Here is a 17,417-nt window from a genome sequence, read left to right as displayed (position 1 = left end):
TGCAAGTGCGATCACAATAGCTGTGCCTCGGGCAGGCTCAGTGTGCGCGGGATCAGCGAGGCATCCCAGTGGGCAATGCCCCAATTCAGCACCTCCTGTGGCGTGGCGTACGTCAGTTCGGTTCCAGGGTTCTGTCCCAGCGCCCGTAGCGCCCGCAGCAGCAGGGGCGTTGCCTGATCCTCGGTCAACGGCGGCGAACGGTAGGATTTACCGAGTTTGTTGCCATCGGGCTGGGTAATCAGCGGGATATGCAGATAACGTGGTTGAGGCAGGCCAAGCAGTTCTTGCAGGTAGAGCTGGCGGGGCGTGGAGTCCAGCAGGTCGGCACCCCGAACGATATCGGTGATGCCCTGCCAGGCATCGTCCAGGACCACGGCCAACTGATAGGCGTAGAGCCCGTCGCGGCGGCGGATCACGAAGTCGCCGACTTCCCGGCCCAGGTGCTGTCGGTATTGGCCCTGCACCCGGTCGATGAAGTGGTATTCCAGTTCCGGTACGCGCAGGCGGATGGCCGCGTTGTCAGTGCTATGGCCGGCATTGCGGCATAGCCCTGGATAAATCCCGTGATACGGCTCCAGCTGTTTGCGCGAGCAGGTGCAAGCGTACGCCAGACCTTGATTGAACAAGCGATTGAGCACCTCGGCGTAGGCATCGTGCCGCTCGCTTTGGCGAACCAGGTCGCCATCCCACTCGAAGCCATAGCTTTCCAGTGCCTTGAGAATGGCCGCCTGGGCGCCAGGTTCCTCGCGGGGTGGATCAAGGTCTTCCATGCGCATCAGCCAGCGTCCGCCCACCGAGCGTGCGTCGAGGTAGGAGGCCAGTGCGGCGACCAGCGAGCCGAAGTGCAGATGGCCGCTAGGGGTTGGGGCGAAGCGCCCGATATAGGGGGTGTTGGCGGTCATGAATGCATTTAAAGCCAAAAAAACATCAGAAACAAAAACGGAGCGTTCGCACGCTCCGTTCTTCGTTCAAGCCGCAATTATTTGCCGACTTGCTTTTCCTTGATTTCCGCCAGGGTCTTGCAGTCGATGCACAGGTCGGCGGTAGGGCGGGCTTCGAGGCGCTTGACGCCAATCTCGATGCCGCAGGATTCACACCAGCCGTACTCTTCGTCTTCGATCAGCTGAAGTGTCTTGTCGATCTTCTTGATCAACTTGCGTTCACGATCGCGGGCACGCAGTTCGAGGGCGAATTCCTCTTCCTGGCTGGCACGGTCTGCCGGATCAGGAAAGTTGGCCGCTTCGTCCTTCATGTGGTCCACGGTCTTGTCGACACCTTCCATCAGCTCTTTCTTCCACTGATTCAGGACCTTGGTGAAGTGCTTGCGCATGGGCTCGCCCATGTACTCTTCGCCGGCTTTCTGAACATAGGGCTCGAAGCCGCTGATCGCCTGGTTTTGCTGCTTTGCTTGGGTGGACATGAAATAGACCGCCTCTACTCTTGTAATCCATCTGCGCAGGATTGCTCCATCACCGGCACCTGCCGGCCCTGCGGCTGCAAGCGGGCGAACTTACCAGATCAACTCGGGCCGCGCTACTCCCGGATGTCGAGCTCGCGGCACATGGTGCTTGCAAATGATGACAAACCGTTGTCTGGTGGCTCTGGAACCCTGCTCAATTATTGATTTTAGTCAAACCTTGCGCGCGCGCTTGAGTCGTTTGTGATCGGGGTTACAAGGCCTCTGACCGCTTTAGGTTCTCGCTCGTTCCTGCGCTTGGGTAGAATCGGTTTTTTTTCCGTTGAAGGAAGGCCAATGGCTCAGCCCTACAGTGCCCGCAGTCGCGCGATCGAACCTTTCCATGTCATGGCGCTGTTGGCGCGGGCCAATGAATTGCAGGCCGCCGGCCACGATGTGATTCACCTGGAAATCGGCGAGCCGGACTTCACCACCGCCGAACCGATCATCCAGGCCGGCCAGGCTGCGCTGACAGCGGGGAAGACCCGTTACACCGCCGCGCGCGGTATTCCGGAGCTGCGTGAGGCCATTTCGGGCTTTTATCAGCAGCGTTATGGCTTGAACATCGACCCGCGGCGCATCCTCATCACGCCGGGCGGCTCCGGCGCGTTGCTGCTGGCCAGCGCTTTGCTGGTCGACCCCGGTAAGCACTGGCTGCTGGCGGATCCGGGCTACCCGTGTAACCGGCATTTCCTAAGGCTGGTCGAAGGCGCGGCACAACTGGTGCCGGTCGGTCCGGATGTGCGTTATCAATTGACGCCGGGCCTGATCGAGCGTCATTGGGACCACGACAGCGTCGGCGCATTGGTGGCGTCGCCAGCCAATCCGACCGGCACTATCCTGACCCGCGACGAGCTGGCGAAGCTGTCTGTCGCGATCAAGGAGCGCCACGGTCATCTGGTGGTCGACGAGATTTATCACGGCCTGACCTACGGCACCGATGCGGCCAGCGTGCTGGAAGTCGACGACAGTGCATTCGTTCTGAACAGTTTTTCGAAGTACTTCGGGATGACCGGTTGGCGGCTGGGATGGCTGGTGGCCCCCGACGCGGCCGTCGGTGAGCTGGAAAAGCTCGCCCAGAATCTCTACATCAGTGCTCCAAGCATGGCGCAGCACGCTGCACTGGCCTGTTTCGAGCCGGCAACCATCAGCATTCTCGAAGAGCGTCGCGCCGAATTTGGCCGGCGCCGGGATTACCTGCTGCCGGCCTTGCGTGAATTGGGCTTCGGTATTGCCGTGGAGCCGGAAGGGGCGTTCTACTTGTACGCCGATATCAGCAAGTTCGGCGGCGATGCCTTCGCGTTCTGTAAACATTTTCTCGAAACCGAACATGTGGCATTCACCCCGGGGCTGGATTTCGGGCGTTATCAGGCGGGGCATCATGTGCGGTTCGCCTATACGCAAAATCTCGAGCGTTTGCAGGAGGCAGTCGAGCGCATTGCCCGTGGGTTGCGGAGCTGGCAAGGCTGATGCGTTTTCATCCTCCCCTCGAAGAAGGGCGCCTGATCCGACGTTACAAGCGTTTTCTTGTCGATATCGAAACCGTTGGCGGCGAATTGCTGACCATTCACTGTCCGAACACAGGCTCGATGCTCAATTGTCAGGTCGAAGGCGGGCAGATCTGGTTCAGTCGCTCAAACGACCCGAAACGCAAGTTGCCTGGCACCTGGGAGATCGGTGAAACCCCGCAAGGGCGGCTGTTTTGCGTGAACACCGGCCGCGCCAATGGTTTGATCGAAGAGGCGTTGCGAGCGGGCGTCATCACCGAGCTGAATGGTTTTACCGGGCTCAAGCGCGAAGTGGCTTATGGCCAGGAAAACAGTCGTATCGATTTCCGCCTCGATTACCCCGAAGGGCCTGCCTACGTCGAAGTCAAAAGCGTGACCCTGGGTTTCGACGGTACGGCGGTGGCAGCGTTTCCCGATGCGGTCACCCAGCGTGGCGCCAAGCATCTGCGGGAGCTGGCACACCTGGCCAGGGACGGTATTCGCGCGGTGCAGTTGTACTGTGTTTGCCTGACCGACATCGAGGCCGTGCGCCCGGCGCAGGAAATCGATCCGGCTTATGCGCAGGCCTTGCGTGAGGCTATCGCCTGCGGGGTCGAGGTATTGGCTTACGGTGTGCGGTTGAGCCACGAAGAAATGTTGGTCGACCGGCGTCTGGACGTGTTGCCGGGTGGTTAAAGGCTGATCCAGATCCCCTGTTTATCCTCGCGACAGGCCACGCCGGTCAAGGCTTGCCCCGCGCAGGGGCCGGCGACGCATTCACCGTCTTCGATCAGGAACAGTGCGCCATGGGTGGCGCACTGGATCAGGCTGTTGCTGGGGTCGAGAAACTGGTCGGGATGCCACTCCAGGGCAACGCCCCGGTGCGGGCAGCGATTGATGTAGACGTAAACCTGCCCGCTGCGGCGCACCGCAAAAAACTTTTGGCCATCGATGTCGAACCCGCGACTGCTGTCATTGACCAGCTCGGCACCTGCGCAAAGCAACTTCATTTCTATCCTCGGTCCTGCAGCTTGCAATTATCGATTGGCCGTCTTGCCCGCCGGGGGCAAGTGTCTATCGTCGAGGATACTTGGCCTGATCATTCGATGCCCGGGAAACCTTCAGAGAAAGCTGTTTATGCGCCTGACACCCGCGTCAGCGTGATCTGCGTGGAGCACCCATCGCCGCATCCTGCCAGTACTTTTCCACAGGCAAAAAAAGACCCGGCAAGAGCCGGGTCAAATAACCGTGATTAGCCTGATGAGGAGATAATCCGAGAGTCCGAACCAAGGGCTTTTCAGAATATCGACCAGTCTCGCGACCAGTTGTGATAATCATATCGATTCTCATTACCAAGTCAACCGCTGTTTTTCGATTTCTTTGCGATTTGCCGGATTTGCGTCTGCAGGCCCCGTAATCATTGGGTTTCAGGTTGCAAAGCTATAGAAGTATTTGTCGGATCAAATCTTGTGTCGTGTAGAGATGGCTTCCAGTTGTTTGTTCAGCGCTTCCTTGCGCTCGGCAGGAATGTCGTTCCAGTGAACGTCCATCAGGGCGCCTTCAATTGCGTACAACAACACCTTGGACGCCCGAAAACCGCGCGTGCGCACGGCCCGATAAGCATCCACCGCCCCGAGGCGACGCAAGTCCGAAGCGCTATGGATGCCCACGGCATGCAACCATTGCGCTGACGTCTTGCCAAGATTCTTCAGGTGTTGCAGTTCATCATTCATCAAGCCTCCTTGCGATGGCCGAATGGAGAGCGTGGGCAATCTTCTGAGGAGTGTAGCCATCAGTAGGAAAAGCGTGATTGTTTGCTCGTTTTCGACGCAAATGCTTCTAAGAAACGAGTGTTGGCAGAGCGTGAAAAGTCCGCGAATGCGGTGGGAAGAGGTGGGGAAGAATCAGGAGTTACGGGTGAGCATCCCCCCACAGTCCAGCGCAACCAAAGGCGCTGGACGTGTCAGTCAGCGACGTTGGTCAGCGGGTGCGATAACGCAATCGCGTGCCGAAGTTCATCGACATCAGGATTTCGTCGGCGCTGAGTTCCACCGGAAAGTACGTACCGGAGATTTGCGCGTGGGCCAGGCTCGCGCCTTCCAGGTTCGCTTTGCGAAAATCGATGCCACGCAAGTCGGCGGAACGGAAGTAGGCGTTGCTGAAATCCACACCGTCGGCATTCAGCTCGCGCAGGTCCAACCCCCGGAAATCTCCACCCGCCATGTCGATGGGGCCATCCTTGGGGCGTTCACTGTTGAAGCCTCTGATGTCGTCTTTGTGCAGCAGGGCATAAAGCGGTGTGTCGAGAAGTTTCGGCTGGCTCATGTCGCATCACCTGTTGGTTTTATGACGCCATTATAGTGCCACTATTTGACGGCCGTGAAGCCAGCGGAGGCTTCACGGCTGAAAAACTTCCTTACAGGCCCGGAAGGCGCTGACGAATTTGCGCGACAACGGTATCGAGCGTCCCGCTTTCATTGGTCTGGACGCGCTTGCTGCAGAGGATTTCTGCGGGTGTCAGCGCTTCACGGCTGGCTTGCTGCGCTGCGATAACAGCCAGGGTGGCGTCGGACGGGTCTTTCTTGTCCGCCTGGCGCATGGCCAGCCAGCTTTCGATCACGGCCTGCGGCGCATTGCAGTCGAGGATCAGGAAGGGTGCGCCCGTGGCCTCGGCCACCTTTGCGGCACTGTCACGCTGATCACGCTTGAGGTAAGTGGCATCGACCGCCACCGGGAAGCCTGCACGCAGAATGACGTCGGCGATTTCGTGCAGGCGGGCATAGGTCGCCGCACTGGCGTCGGCGCTATAGATGCCGGCCTGTACATCATTCTCGACGGTTTGCTCGCCGAACAGGCGCTTGCGCTCAACATCGGAACGCAGGCGAATCGCGCCCAGGGCTTCGACCAGGCGCATGGCGACATGGCTCTTGCCGACGGCGGAAACGCCGCAGGTAATGGCCATGAAGCGTGAAGGAATGGTGCTGTAGCTTTCTGCCAGGTTGGCGTAGTTGCGGTACTGGCGCAGGGTCGTGGCGCGCTGCACCGCAGTGGCGTCGGCCGGCATGCTGAACAGGGCAACCTTGGCGCGGACCAGTGCGCGGTAGGCTTTATAGAAGTTCAGCAGTTCGAGACCGCGATAGTCACCGGTCAGCTCCAGGTACTGGCTGATGAAGCGACGCGCCAGGCACTTCAGGCCGCGATCTTCCAGGTCCATCGCCAGGAAGCCGGTGTCGGCATAAACGTCGGTAAAGCGAAACGGTTCATTGAATTCGATGCAGTCGAAGATCACGACCTTGCCGTCGATCACGGTTGCGTTGCCCAGGTGGATATCACCGTGGCATTCACGAATGAAGCCATCGGCCTTGCGCTGGGCGAACAGCGGTTTGAGGCGCTCGAAGCTGCTTTCGGCCCAGGCTTGCAGGGCGTCGAGTTGCAACAGGTCGGCTTTGTCGCTGAGGAACGGACGGATCTGTTCGAAGTTCTGCCGCACCGGCGCCATGACGCTGTCCGGGGTGCCGGCTTCGTGCCCGGCCGGCACTTTCGGTGCGCTGAGGTGGAAGTGGGCGATTTGCTCGGCCATCTCGTCGATGTGCGCGGTGGTCAGTTCGCCATTGGCTTGCAGGGTGCTGAGCAAGCCGGTTTGCGGGAACTGGCGCATCTTCAGTACATATTCGATGGCCGGGCCTTCGCCACCCAGTTGCGGAGCCTCGGCACTGCCGGTGACGGGCAGGACTTCGAGGTACAAATCGTCGGTCAGGCGCTGGTTCAGGCGCAGTTCTTCAGCGCAAAAGTGTTCGCGAGCCTCAAGGCTGGTGAAGTCGAGAAAACCGAAATTGACCGGCTTCTTCACTTTATAGGCATAGGGGCCGGTGAGCAGTACCCAGGAAATATGGGTCTCGATGACCTGGAATCCCTCTACAGGATGCGGGTAGAGGGCAGGGTTTTGCAGGGCAGCGATCAGGGACTGGCTCACAGGCGATCCTTCAGAGTCGGGGAAATTCAAGGCCGTCATTATGGCCGCAAGTCCGCTTGACGCAAACCTCGGAGCGCTCCTGTTGAGGATGAATAAAGTGCGTATAATCCGCCGCCATGACTCGTACTCGAACTCCCCGCACCCCAAAAAAACCACCCTCCAGGGGCCTGCGCCCGTGGCTGGGCTGGGCCATTAAACTCAGTCTGGTCGCCCTGGTGGTGCTGGCCGGATTCGCCGTTTACCTTGATGCAATCGTCCAGGAGAAGTTCTCCGGCAAGCGCTGGACCATCCCGGCCAAGGTTTACGCGCGCCCGCTCGAGCTGTTCGTCGGACAGAAGCTGAGCCGGGATGATTTCCTGACCGAACTCGATGCCCTGGGCTATCGCCGTGAAAGCGTGGCCAATGGTCCGGGGGCAGCGTCGGTCAACGGCAATACCGTTGATCTGAACACCCGTGGCTTCCAGTTCTATGAAGGCATGGAGCAGGCGCAACCGGTGCGGGTGCGTTTCTCCGGCGATTACGTGGCCGAGTTGGCGGGGGCAAAGGGCTCGAAACTGTCGGTGGTGCGCCTGGAGCCGCTGCTGATCGGCGGCCTGTACCCGAAAAACCTCGAAGACCGGATCCTGATCAAGATCGATCAGGTGCCACCGTACCTGCTTGAAACGCTGGTGGCGGTCGAGGATCGTGATTTTTATCATCACTTTGGTGTATCGCCGAAGTCGATCGCCCGTGCAGTCTGGGTCAACGGTTCGTCCGGCCGCATGCGTCAGGGCGGCAGTACCCTGACTCAGCAGTTGGTCAAAAACTTCTACCTGACCAACGAGCGCAGCCTGAACCGCAAGCTCACCGAAGCGATGATGGCGCTGCTGCTTGAGCTGCATTACGACAAGCGCGAAATCCTTGAGGCTTACCTCAACGAAGTGTTTGTCGGGCAGGACGGTCAGCGCGCGGTGCATGGTTTCGGTCTGGCCAGCCAGTTCTTCTTCAGTCAGCCGCTGGCCGAGCTCAAGCTGCATCAAGTCGCACTGCTGGTGGGCATGGTCAAAGGGCCTTCTGCCTATAACCCCCGTCGTTATCCGGAGCGTGCTCTTGAGCGACGCAACCTGGTACTCGATGTGCTGCAAGAGCAGGGCGTTGCGACTGCCGAGCAGGTTGAGGCGGCGAAGAAAATGCCGTTGGGCGTGACCAAGCGTGGCAGTCTGGCGGACAGTTCGTTCCCCGGCTTCCTCGATCTGGTCAAACGTCAGTTGCGCGAAGACTATCGCGACGAAGACTTGACCGAAGAAGGCCTGCGGATTTTCACCAGTTTCGACCCGATCCTGCAGATGAAGGCTGAAGCCTCGGTCAATGACACCTTCAAGCGTCTGGCGGGGCGCAAGGGTTCCGATGACGTCGAAGCGGCAATGGTCGTGACCAACCCGGAGACCGGGGAGGTGCAGGCCATGATCGGCAGTCGCCAGGCCGGTTTCGCCGGGTTCAACCGGGCGCTGGATGCGGTACGGCCGATCGGCTCGCTGATCAAGCCGGCGGTTTATCTGACTGCGCTGGAGAAACCAAGCCAGTACACATTGACCAGTTGGCTGTCGGACGAATCCTTCTCGGTCAAAGGTGCGGATGGTCAGGTCTGGAAGCCGCAGAATTACGATCGTCGTTCTCACGGTACGGTCTTCCTCTATCAGGGCCTGGCGCATTCCTACAACCTGTCGACCGCGCGTCTCGGTTTGGCGGTAGGAGTGCCGAACGTATTGAAGACGGTGGAGCGCCTGGGTGTGACACGTGAATTCCCGGCCTTCCCGTCGATGTTGCTCGGGGCCGGCGGCATGACGCCAATCGAAGTGGCGACCATGTACCAGACCCTCGCCAATGGCGGCTTCAATACGCCGATGCGCGGGATTCGTAGCGTGCTGACTGCCGAGGGCGAGCCGCTCAAGCGTTATCCGTTCCAGATTCAGCAGCGCTTTGATCCGGCCTCCATTTACCTGATCCAGAGCGCCATGCAGCGGGTGATGCGTGAAGGTACCGGCAGCTCGGTTTATAGCGTGTTGCCAAGGACCCTGACCCTGGCGGGCAAGACCGGTACCAGTAACGACTCGCGGGACAGTTGGTTTGCCGGTTTCAGTCAGGACTTGCTGGCGGTGGTCTGGCTGGGTCGCGACGACAACGGCAAGACGCCATTCACCGGCGCCACCGGAGCACTGCAGGTCTGGACCAGCTTCATGCGCAAGGCCGACCCGTTGCCGCTGGACATGCCGCAGCCGGACAATATCGTTCAGGCCTGGGTTGATTCGCGAACCGGGCAAGGTTCTGACGCCGGTTGCCCGGGTGCCGTGCAGATGCCGTATATTCGCGGCAGCGAACCACCTCCCGGTGCCGCTTGCGGTGGTGAAAATCCTGCCGAGTCGGTGATGGACTGGGTCAAAGGCTGGATGAATTAAGCAAAGAGGGTTTCAAGTGAACAAATGGTTGATTCCAGCGGTTGCCGCCGTAGCTTTGCTCAGCGGTTGCTCTAGCGTACAACGTGGCTCGATTCCGGTTGTGGATTCCGGCACCGCCGTGTCCAACAGTGAGCGGATCTCGGCCAATGGCGGTTTCCGCCAGACGACCGTCAAGCGCCCTGCACAAGGCCAGTCGCAGACCCAGGCGATTGCGCAAGGCGACAGCGGTGTAGTGGTGATGGTGCCAGGCGCGGCAACGACTTCGATGCCGATCAGCACGACACCGATTACCCCGGGTCCGATTACGCCGGGGCCAATTGACACGTCGCCGGTCCAGTCGGCGCCGATCAATCAAGGCAGCTACAGCATGCCGTCGTCGCCAAGCGGGATTCCGTCGGCCAGTTCGGGCGGGCTTTCTGCAGATGAGCAACTGGACGGCCCGGTATTGGCTTTGCTGACCACCGCTCAACAGCAACAGGCGAGCGGTGATCTCAATGGTGCCTCCTCCAGCCTCGAGCGCGCCCAACGTGTTGCACCGCGTGAGCCGCAGGTGCTTTACCGTCTGGCGCAGGTGCGCATGGCTCAGGGCGATGCGGCCCAGGCCGAGCAGTTCGCTCGCCGTGGGCTGACCTTGGCCAATGGCCGTCCAGCCCTTCAGGCCAACTTGTGGGAGCTGATTGCCCAGGCGCGCGCGAAGCAGGGTGACTCCCAGGGCGCGGCATTGGCTCGTCAGAAGGCCAAGGTAACGCTGTGATGGATGCGCGCTTTCTGAAAATCGCCGATCAACTGTTGTTGATCGAGCGCGAGCTGCGGGTGCAAGGGTGGTGGGATGAAGTCCCGCCCTCTGCGGAAGCGCTTTCCAGTGTCGAGCCGTTTTCGGTTGACACACTGGATTTCGAGCAATGGCTGCAGTGGATCTTCCTGCCACGCATGAAGATGATCCTCGAGCAGGATTTGCCGCTACCCAATGCTTCGGGCATTCAGGAAATGGCTGAAATGGTCTTTGCCGGGCGCAATGTCCAGGGCAAGGATCGGCAGTTGCAGGTATTGCTCAAGCAGTTTGATCAGCTGATCACCGCGTCCCGCTGAGCCAGAAGCTGCCAGCGTCCGCTGGCAGTTGTTCACAATATCCCTCTATTTTGTCGGCCGTTGCTGGGTAACTGCATGCGCGTGCCAATTTTTTGCCAAAAGTTGCGCAATCGAAGCTAACACAGGGCTGATTTACGGGTTTTTTCTTGCGTTCTCATGTGCTTAGTAGAATAAAGCACATAGACGACTTGACTTGCGAAGGACGAAACAGAAGAATCCAAAGTCCGCTGTACAGGGACTGCCAGAAGCAGACCCTCTCAGCAGATCATGAGGCGCATATCCGCGTCGACCTGTTACACCCGCAACGCGTTACCTCGCGCTGGGTGGGAAAGCCCCGCAACACTTGGGACGATCCCAATACTTGCTCAGTCAGTGCTGACGTAGTCGGCGACCACCGTCGCTCATGCTCTGCCGAGAAGTAAACCTATTAAGACCCGTCCCATTTTTCGTGGGCGGTATTCTGGCGTTTTAGAGGTGAGCAACGTGGAGCTTTTATCTGGCGGTGAGATGCTTGTCCGCTTTTTGCGCGACGAAGGCGTCAAATATATCTACGGGTACCCGGGTGGTGCTCTTCTTCATGTTTACGATGCCCTGTTCAAAGAACCGGAAGTGACCCATATCCTGGTTCGTCACGAGCAAGCGGCTACCCATATGGCTGACGGCTACGCCCGTGCCACCGGTAAAGCCGGTGTGGTACTGGTGACTTCCGGTCCTGGCGCGACAAACGCCATTACCGGTATTGCCACCGCCTATATGGACTCCATTCCAATGGTGGTCATTTCCGGCCAGGTGCCTAGCAGCATGGTGGGCACCGATGCGTTCCAGGAAACCGACATGATCGGTATCTCCCGGCCGATCGTGAAGCACAGCTTCATGATCAAGCACGCCTCGGAAATCCCGGAGGTCATGAAGAAGGCTTTCTACCTGGCGCAATCCGGTCGTCCTGGCCCGGTCGTTGTCGATATCCCGAAAGACATGACCAACCCGGCCGAGAAGTTCGAATACGTCTTTCCGAAAAAAGCCAAGTTGCGCTCCTACAGCCCGGCCGTTCGCGGTCACTCGGGCCAAATCCGCAAGGCGGCAGAAATGCTCCTGGCGGCCAAGCGTCCTGTGATGTACGCAGGCGGCGGCGTGATTCTCGGTGGTGGCTCTGCGCCGCTGACAGAATTGGCGAAGATGCTCAACCTGCCAGTGACCAATACTCTGATGGGGCTGGGTGCCTACCCTGGCACCGACCGTCAGTTCATCGGCATGCTCGGCATGCACGGCAGCTACACCGCTAACCTGGCGATGCACCATGCCGACGTGATCCTTGCAGTCGGCGCACGTTTCGATGACCGAGTGATCAATGGCCCGGCCAAGTTCTGTCCGAATGCCAAGATCATTCACATCGACATCGACCCGGCTTCGATTTCCAAGACCATCAAGGCGGACGTGCCTATCGTCGGTCCGGTCGAGAGTGTCCTGACCGAGATGGTCGCGATCCTCAAGGAAATCGGCGAGACCCCGAACAAGGAGTCCGTTGCCAGCTGGTGGAAGCAAGTTGATGAGTGGCGCGGTGACCGCGGTCTGTTCCCTTACGACAAGGGCGACGGCAGCGTCATCAAGCCGCAGACCGTGATCGAAACCCTGTGCGAAGTAACCAAGGGCGATGCCTTTGTGGCCTCCGACGTGGGCCAGCACCAAATGTTTGCGGCGCAGTACTACACGTTCAACAAGCCGAACCGCTGGATCAACTCCGGTGGCTTGGGCACCATGGGCTTCGGTTTTCCGGCGGCCATGGGCATCAAGCTGAGCTTCCCGGATGATGACGTCGTCTGCGTGACGGGCGAAGGCAGTATCCAGATGAACATCCAGGAACTGTCCACCTGTCTGCAATACGGTTTGCCGGTAAAAATCGTCATTCTGAACAACGGTGTTCTGGGTATGGTTCGCCAGTGGCAGGACATGAGCTATGGCAGCCGTCACTCGCACTCCTACATGGAGTCATTGCCTGACTTCGTCAAGCTGGCTGAAGCCTATGGCCACGTTGGCGTGCGCATCACTGAATCGAAAGATTTGAAGTCGAAGATGGAAGAAGCGTTCGCCATGAAAGATCGCCTGGTGGTGATCGATATTTCGGTCGATACCAGCGAGCACGTCTACCCGATGCAGATCAAAGACGGCTCCATGCGCGATATGTGGTTGAGCAAGACGGAGCGTACCTAATCATGCGGCACATTATTTCCTTGCTTCTGGAAAACGAACCCGGCGCTCTGTCTCGTGTGGTTGGCCTGTTCTCGCAACGCAACTACAACATCGAAAGCCTGACCGTGGCTCCAACCGAGGACCCGACCCTGTCGCGTCTGACGCTGACCACTGTCGGTCACGATGAAGTCATCGAGCAGATCACCAAGAACCTGAACAAGCTGATCGAAGTGGTAAAACTGGTCGACCTGTCGGAGAGTGCTCACATCGAGCGCGAACTGATGCTGGTCAAGGTCAAGGCCACCGGCGCCCAGCGTGCCGAGATCAAGCGCACTACCGATATTTACCGTGGACAGATCGTCGATGTCAGTGCCAGCGTGTATACCGTTCAACTGACCGGTACCAGCGACAAGCTCGACAGCTTCATTCAGTCCATTGGCACCGCCTCGATTCTGGAAACCGTCCGTAGTGGCGTGACCGGCATTGCCCGCGGCGACAAAGTACTCAGCATCTAAACCAAATTAGCGAACGGCCTGAACGGCCTGATATAGGGGAAATTCATGAAAGTTTTCTACGATAAAGACTGCGACCTGTCGATCATCCAGGGCAAGAAAGTTGCCATCATCGGTTACGGTTCCCAGGGCCACGCTCAAGCGTGCAACCTGAAAGACTCCGGCGTTGACGTGACTGTCGGCCTGCGTAAAGGTTCGGCTACCGTTGCCAAGGCTGAAGCTCACGGCCTGAAAGTGACCGACGTTGCTTCCGCTGTTGCAGCTGCCGACCTGGTCATGATCCTGACCCCGGACGAGTTCCAGTCCTCCCTGTACAAGAACGAAATCGAGCCGAACATCAAGAAAGGCGCCACCCTGGCCTTCTCCCACGGCTTCGCGATCCACTACAACCAGGTTGTGCCGCGCGCTGACCTCGACGTGATCATGATCGCGCCGAAGGCTCCAGGCCACACCGTACGTTCCGAGTTCGTGAAGGGCGGCGGTATCCCTGACCTGATCGCTATCTACCAGGACGCCTCGGGCAACGCCAAGAACGTCGCTCTGTCCTACGCTGCCGGTGTTGGCGGCGGTCGTACCGGCATCATCGAAACCACCTTCAAGGACGAGACTGAAACCGACCTGTTCGGCGAACAAGCCGTTCTGTGCGGCGGTACCGTTGAGCTGGTGAAAGCCGGTTTCGAAACCCTGGTTGAAGCTGGCTACGCGCCGGAAATGGCCTACTTCGAGTGCCTGCACGAACTGAAGCTGATCGTCGATCTCATGTACGAAGGCGGTATCGCCAACATGAACTACTCGATCTCCAACAACGCCGAATACGGCGAGTACGTGACCGGCCCTGAAGTCATCAACGCCGAATCCCGTCAGGCCATGCGCAACGCCCTGAAACGTATTCAGGACGGCGAATACGCCAAGATGTTCATCAGCGAAGGCGCTACCGGCTATCCTTCGATGACCGCCAAGCGTCGTAACAACGCCGCTCACGGTATCGAAATCATCGGCGAGCAACTGCGCTCCATGATGCCGTGGATCGGTGCCAACAAGATCGTCGACAAAGCCAAAAACTAAGTCACGCGCTTGTACGAAAAACGCGGCTTAGGCCGCGTTTTTTCGTTTGGGGGCCGGTTCTGGTATAAAGCTGCATCGTTTGCGGCCGAACCGTCGTCCCAGACACCTGTCCAAACTTTCCACCCGTTGCAAGGTAATGTCCATGAGCGAACGCCCCGAAGAGCCAAACCAGGCCTCTGACGCCGATAGCCTGCTGCCCATCGATGAGCATGTCGAAGAAGGGCATGACGCCGAAGGTCGTAAAGTCCGGCATCGTGGTATCTATCTTCTGCCGAATCTGTTCACCACTGCGAACCTGTTCGCAGGGTTTTATTCCATCATCAACTCGATGAGCGCCCAGGCTGCCCTGAGTGCGGGTAACTCGGCCGATGCGAGCAAGTATTTCGCGTTTGCGGCCATCGCGATCTTCGTCGCAATGGTGCTCGATGGCCTGGACGGCCGCGTGGCCCGCATGACCAATACCCAGAGCGCCTTCGGTGCCGAGTATGATTCGCTGTCGGACATGGTTGCCTTTGGTGTTGCCCCGGCGTTGCTCGCATTTGGTTGGGCCTTGGGTGACATGGGCAAGGTTGGCTGGATGGTTGCCTTCATCTATGTCGCGGGTGCGGCGCTGCGTCTTGCGCGTTTCAACACTCAAGTCGGTACGGCGGACAAGCGCTACTTCATCGGTCTGGCCAGTCCAGCCGCTGCGGGTGTGGTTGCAGGTATCGTCTGGGCGTTCAGCGACTACGGCATCCAGGGTTCCAAGATGTCTTTCCTGGTTGCGCTGATGGTGGCGGCGGCCGGCATGCTGATGGTCAGCAACATCAAGTACAACAGCTTCAAGGAACTGGACCTGAAGGGGCGAGTGCCTTTCGTGGCGATTCTCGCAGTAGTGTTGGTGTTCGCGGTTGTTTTCAGTGATCCGCCGCGCATTCTGCTGCTGGTCTTCCTCGCCTATGCCGCGTCCGGCCCGGTTCAATACCTGTTACATCTTCGTCGGCGTAAAAGCGTCGAGTGATGTAATTTCCCTCATACTCCGCAGTCTGTTGGTGCATCTGTTCTCCAATGCTGCGGAGTAGCCATGCTGATCAAAGTCCCTAAGGCATCCGACTGCCATGAGTCGGATGTCACGTCTGAATCCATCTATCTTTCTCGACGCAATGTATTGGGTGTTGCTGTTACCGGTTTGGCCGTGAGCGGTCTTCCTCGGTGGGCGGTTGCCGACGATGTGGCGCGTTATGCGGACGTCGAACCTGGCAAGGCGCCTTCCTGGTTCAGCGAAAAGCTTTCCTCGGTCAAGTGGGGGGCGGTTGTCGTCAAGGATGAGGCGATCACGCCGTTCAAGGACGCGACCCACTACAACAACTTCTATGAGTTCGGCACCGACAAGGGTGATCCGGCTGCCAATGCCGGCACGCTGAAGACGGAGCCGTGGTCGGTGGTGGTGGACGGGGAGGTGGGCAAGCCCGGGCGGTATGCGCTCGAAGACTTCATGAAACCGTATCAGTTGGAGGAGCGAATCTACCGTTTGCGCTGTGTGGAAGCCTGGTCGATGGTCATTCCCTGGATCGGCTTTCCGCTCTCGGCCTTACTCAAGGAGGTGGAGCCGACCTCGAAAGCCAGATTCATCCGCTTCGAAACCCTGCAGGATCCCAAAAGCATGCCGGGTCAGCGTTCCGGTTTTGCCTTGATCGACTGGCCCTATATAGAGGGGCTGCGTCTGGATGAGGCGATGAACCCGTTGGTGATTCTTGCGGTAGGCATGTACGGGCGTGAGTTGCCTAATCAAAACGGTGCGCCGTTGCGTTTGGTGGTGCCCTGGAAATATGGCTTCAAGAGCATCAAGTCCATCGTGCGCATCAGTCTGGTCAGTGAGCAGCCGAAAACCACCTGGCAGAGCATTGCTGCGGATGAATATGGCTTTTATGCGAACGTGAATCCCACTGTTGATCATCCTCGCTGGACTCAGGCTCGTGAACGCCGCCTTCCCAGCGGTTTGTTCAAGCCCAATGTACGTGACACGCAAATGTTCAACGGCTATTCAGAGGAAGTCGCCTCTCTATATACGGGGCTCGACCTGAGGAAGAACTACTGATGCGCTATCCGTTTTGGCGTATCGGTGTCTTTGTCGTGGTGCTGGTGTGGCCGCTGCTGTGGTTGTATCAGGCCTGGGAGGATGTTCTCGGGCCGGATCCGGGCAAGGTACTGGTCGACCGGCTGGGTTTGGGGGCGCTTGTTCTGCTGCTCGTAATCTTGAGCTTGACGCCTTTGCAGAAACTTACGGGTTGGGCGGGATGGAATGCCGTGCGGCGACAGTTGGGGTTATGGTGTTTTGCCTATGTGCTGCTCCACCTCAGTAGTTATTGCGCATTCATACTTGGTTTTGACTGGTCGCAACTGGGTGTCGAGTTGCGCAAGCGGCCTTACATTATTGTCGGGGCGCTGGGTTTTCTTGGTTTGCTGGCATTGGCGGTGACTTCCAATCGATACAGTCAGCGACGATTGGGTGCCCGCTGGAAGAAGTTGCATCGCCTGGCGTATGTCATTCTCGGGCTTGGATTACTGCATATGCTCTGGATTGTGCGCGCCGACCTGAAGGAGTGGGCGATCTATGCCTCTATAGGTGCATTGCTGTTAGTGCTGCGGCTACCGCCTTTGGCTCGTCGAATCCCGCGTTTAATGGCTAAAAAGGGCTCTTCCGCCAAAAAGGCGTAAATAGTGGTTGACGGCAGATTCCAGGTGTCTATAATTCGCCCCACTTCCGGCGCAGTCGAAACGGAAAACTCCTTGGTAAACAACGAGTTACGCAGTTTTCGACAGCAAGTTGCTTCAGGTCATCGAAGCCAAAAGGAAGTTGAAAAAGAGGTGTTGACAGCAGCGTGTAACGCTGTAGAATTCGCCTCCCGCTGATGAGAGATCTGAAGCGCAAGTGGTTGAAGTTGCAAAGGAAACTTTGAAAGCTTCTGAAAATAATCACTTGACAGCAAATGAGGCTGCTGTAGAATGCGCGCCTCGGTTGAGACGAAAGATCTTAACCAACCGCTCTTTAACAACTGAATCAAGCAATTCGTGTGGGTGCTTGTGGAGTCAGACTGCTAGTCAACAGATTATCAGCATCACAAGTTACTCCGCGAGAAATCAAAGATGTAACCAACGATTGCTGAGCCAAGTTTAGGGTTTTCTCAAAACCCAAAGATGTTTGAACTGAAGAGTTTGATCATGGCTCAGATT

Annotated in this window: 17 protein-coding genes; 11 read left to right on the top strand and 6 right to left on the bottom strand. The window is 58.2% G+C overall.

The features are described 5' to 3' along the window. Positions 1–11 precede the first annotated feature (11 nt). Together gluQRS and dksA are read right to left on the bottom strand one after the other, a co-directional pair. Positions 12–902: a tRNA glutamyl-Q(34) synthetase GluQRS gene (gluQRS, locus tag KGB28_RS18215; RefSeq protein ID WP_223446838.1), complete on the bottom strand. Its 891-nt coding sequence runs from the start codon at positions 900–902 to the stop codon at positions 12–14. A gap of 77 nt (positions 903–979) precedes the next feature. After that, positions 980–1,420, bottom strand: coding sequence for an RNA polymerase-binding protein DksA (gene dksA, locus KGB28_RS18210; protein WP_007971100.1), 441 nt, complete (start codon positions 1,418–1,420; stop codon positions 980–982). A 333-nt stretch (positions 1,421–1,753) separates the two neighbouring features. Between dksA and KGB28_RS18205 the strand changes: the two genes are divergently transcribed. Together KGB28_RS18205 and sfsA are read left to right on the top strand one after the other, a co-directional pair. Further along, positions 1,754–2,926, top strand: coding sequence for a pyridoxal phosphate-dependent aminotransferase (locus KGB28_RS18205; RefSeq protein ID WP_223446836.1), 1,173 nt, complete (start codon positions 1,754–1,756; stop codon positions 2,924–2,926). After that, positions 2,926–3,639, top strand: coding sequence for a DNA/RNA nuclease SfsA (sfsA, locus tag KGB28_RS18200; RefSeq protein WP_223446834.1), 714 nt, complete (start codon positions 2,926–2,928; stop codon positions 3,637–3,639). The genes KGB28_RS18205 and sfsA overlap by 1 nt, the downstream gene beginning before the upstream one ends. On the opposite strand, the gene KGB28_RS18195 is transcribed toward sfsA, so the two are convergent. The 4 genes from KGB28_RS18195 to KGB28_RS18180 all read right to left on the bottom strand — a co-directional run bounded on the left by KGB28_RS18195 (position 3,636) and on the right by KGB28_RS18180 (position 6,916). Then, entirely contained in the window at positions 3,636–3,953 is a 318-nt protein-coding gene (locus KGB28_RS18195) for a Rieske (2Fe-2S) protein (RefSeq protein ID WP_223446832.1), read from the bottom strand. The genes sfsA and KGB28_RS18195 overlap by 4 nt on opposite strands. A gap of 450 nt (positions 3,954–4,403) precedes the next feature. After that, positions 4,404–4,676: a TfoX/Sxy family protein gene (locus KGB28_RS18190; RefSeq protein WP_108216473.1), complete on the bottom strand. Its 273-nt coding sequence runs from the start codon at positions 4,674–4,676 to the stop codon at positions 4,404–4,406. A 247-nt stretch (positions 4,677–4,923) separates the two neighbouring features. Beyond that, entirely contained in the window at positions 4,924–5,268 is a 345-nt protein-coding gene (locus KGB28_RS18185; protein WP_223446830.1) for a pentapeptide repeat-containing protein, read from the bottom strand. A gap of 91 nt (positions 5,269–5,359) precedes the next feature. Then, a complete protein-coding gene (locus KGB28_RS18180; RefSeq protein WP_223446828.1) occupies positions 5,360–6,916 on the bottom strand; it encodes an AAA family ATPase in 1,557 nt (518 codons plus the stop codon). Positions 6,917–7,032: 116 nt separating this feature from the next. Between KGB28_RS18180 and mrcB the strand changes: the two genes are divergently transcribed. From mrcB to msrQ, 9 genes are all read left to right on the top strand, one after another. Further along, positions 7,033–9,351, top strand: a complete 2,319-nt coding sequence (gene mrcB / locus KGB28_RS18175; protein WP_223446826.1) for a penicillin-binding protein 1B — start codon at positions 7,033–7,035, stop codon at positions 9,349–9,351. A gap of 16 nt (positions 9,352–9,367) precedes the next feature. Next, a complete protein-coding gene (locus KGB28_RS18170; RefSeq protein WP_223446824.1) occupies positions 9,368–10,105 on the top strand; it encodes a tetratricopeptide repeat protein in 738 nt (245 codons plus the stop codon). Beyond that, positions 10,105–10,440, top strand: a complete 336-nt coding sequence (locus KGB28_RS18165; RefSeq protein ID WP_046041827.1) for a YqcC family protein — start codon at positions 10,105–10,107, stop codon at positions 10,438–10,440. The genes KGB28_RS18170 and KGB28_RS18165 overlap by 1 nt, the downstream gene beginning before the upstream one ends. A 483-nt stretch (positions 10,441–10,923) precedes the next feature. After that, positions 10,924–12,648 carry an acetolactate synthase 3 large subunit gene (locus KGB28_RS18160; RefSeq protein WP_223446822.1) on the top strand — a complete coding sequence of 575 codons (1,725 nt, stop codon included), beginning with the start codon at positions 10,924–10,926 and terminating at the stop codon, positions 12,646–12,648. Between the two features lie 2 nt (positions 12,649–12,650). Then, positions 12,651–13,142, top strand: a complete 492-nt coding sequence (gene ilvN, locus KGB28_RS18155) for an acetolactate synthase small subunit (protein ID WP_003176102.1) — start codon at positions 12,651–12,653, stop codon at positions 13,140–13,142. Between the two features lie 45 nt (positions 13,143–13,187). Then, positions 13,188–14,204, top strand: a complete 1,017-nt coding sequence (gene ilvC, locus KGB28_RS18150; protein ID WP_003228216.1) for a ketol-acid reductoisomerase — start codon at positions 13,188–13,190, stop codon at positions 14,202–14,204. Between the two features lie 142 nt (positions 14,205–14,346). Next, positions 14,347–15,204, top strand: a complete 858-nt coding sequence (pssA, locus tag KGB28_RS18145; protein ID WP_223446820.1) for a CDP-diacylglycerol--serine O-phosphatidyltransferase — start codon at positions 14,347–14,349, stop codon at positions 15,202–15,204. A gap of 63 nt (positions 15,205–15,267) precedes the next feature. Beyond that, positions 15,268–16,281 carry a protein-methionine-sulfoxide reductase catalytic subunit MsrP gene (gene msrP / locus KGB28_RS18140; protein WP_223446818.1) on the top strand — a complete coding sequence of 338 codons (1,014 nt, stop codon included), beginning with the start codon at positions 15,268–15,270 and terminating at the stop codon, positions 16,279–16,281. Further along, positions 16,281–16,901: a protein-methionine-sulfoxide reductase heme-binding subunit MsrQ gene (msrQ, locus tag KGB28_RS18135; RefSeq protein ID WP_223446816.1), complete on the top strand. Its 621-nt coding sequence runs from the start codon at positions 16,281–16,283 to the stop codon at positions 16,899–16,901. The genes msrP and msrQ overlap by 1 nt, the downstream gene beginning before the upstream one ends. Positions 16,902–17,417: the final 516 nt, after the last annotated feature.

It is taken from the genome of Pseudomonas sp. BF-R-19 (assembly GCF_019956445.1).
In the GTDB taxonomy this organism is placed as follows: Bacteria; Pseudomonadota; Gammaproteobacteria; order Pseudomonadales; family Pseudomonadaceae; genus Aquipseudomonas; species Aquipseudomonas fluorescens_BH.
This window is presented reverse-complemented; position numbering and strand designations above follow the sequence as displayed.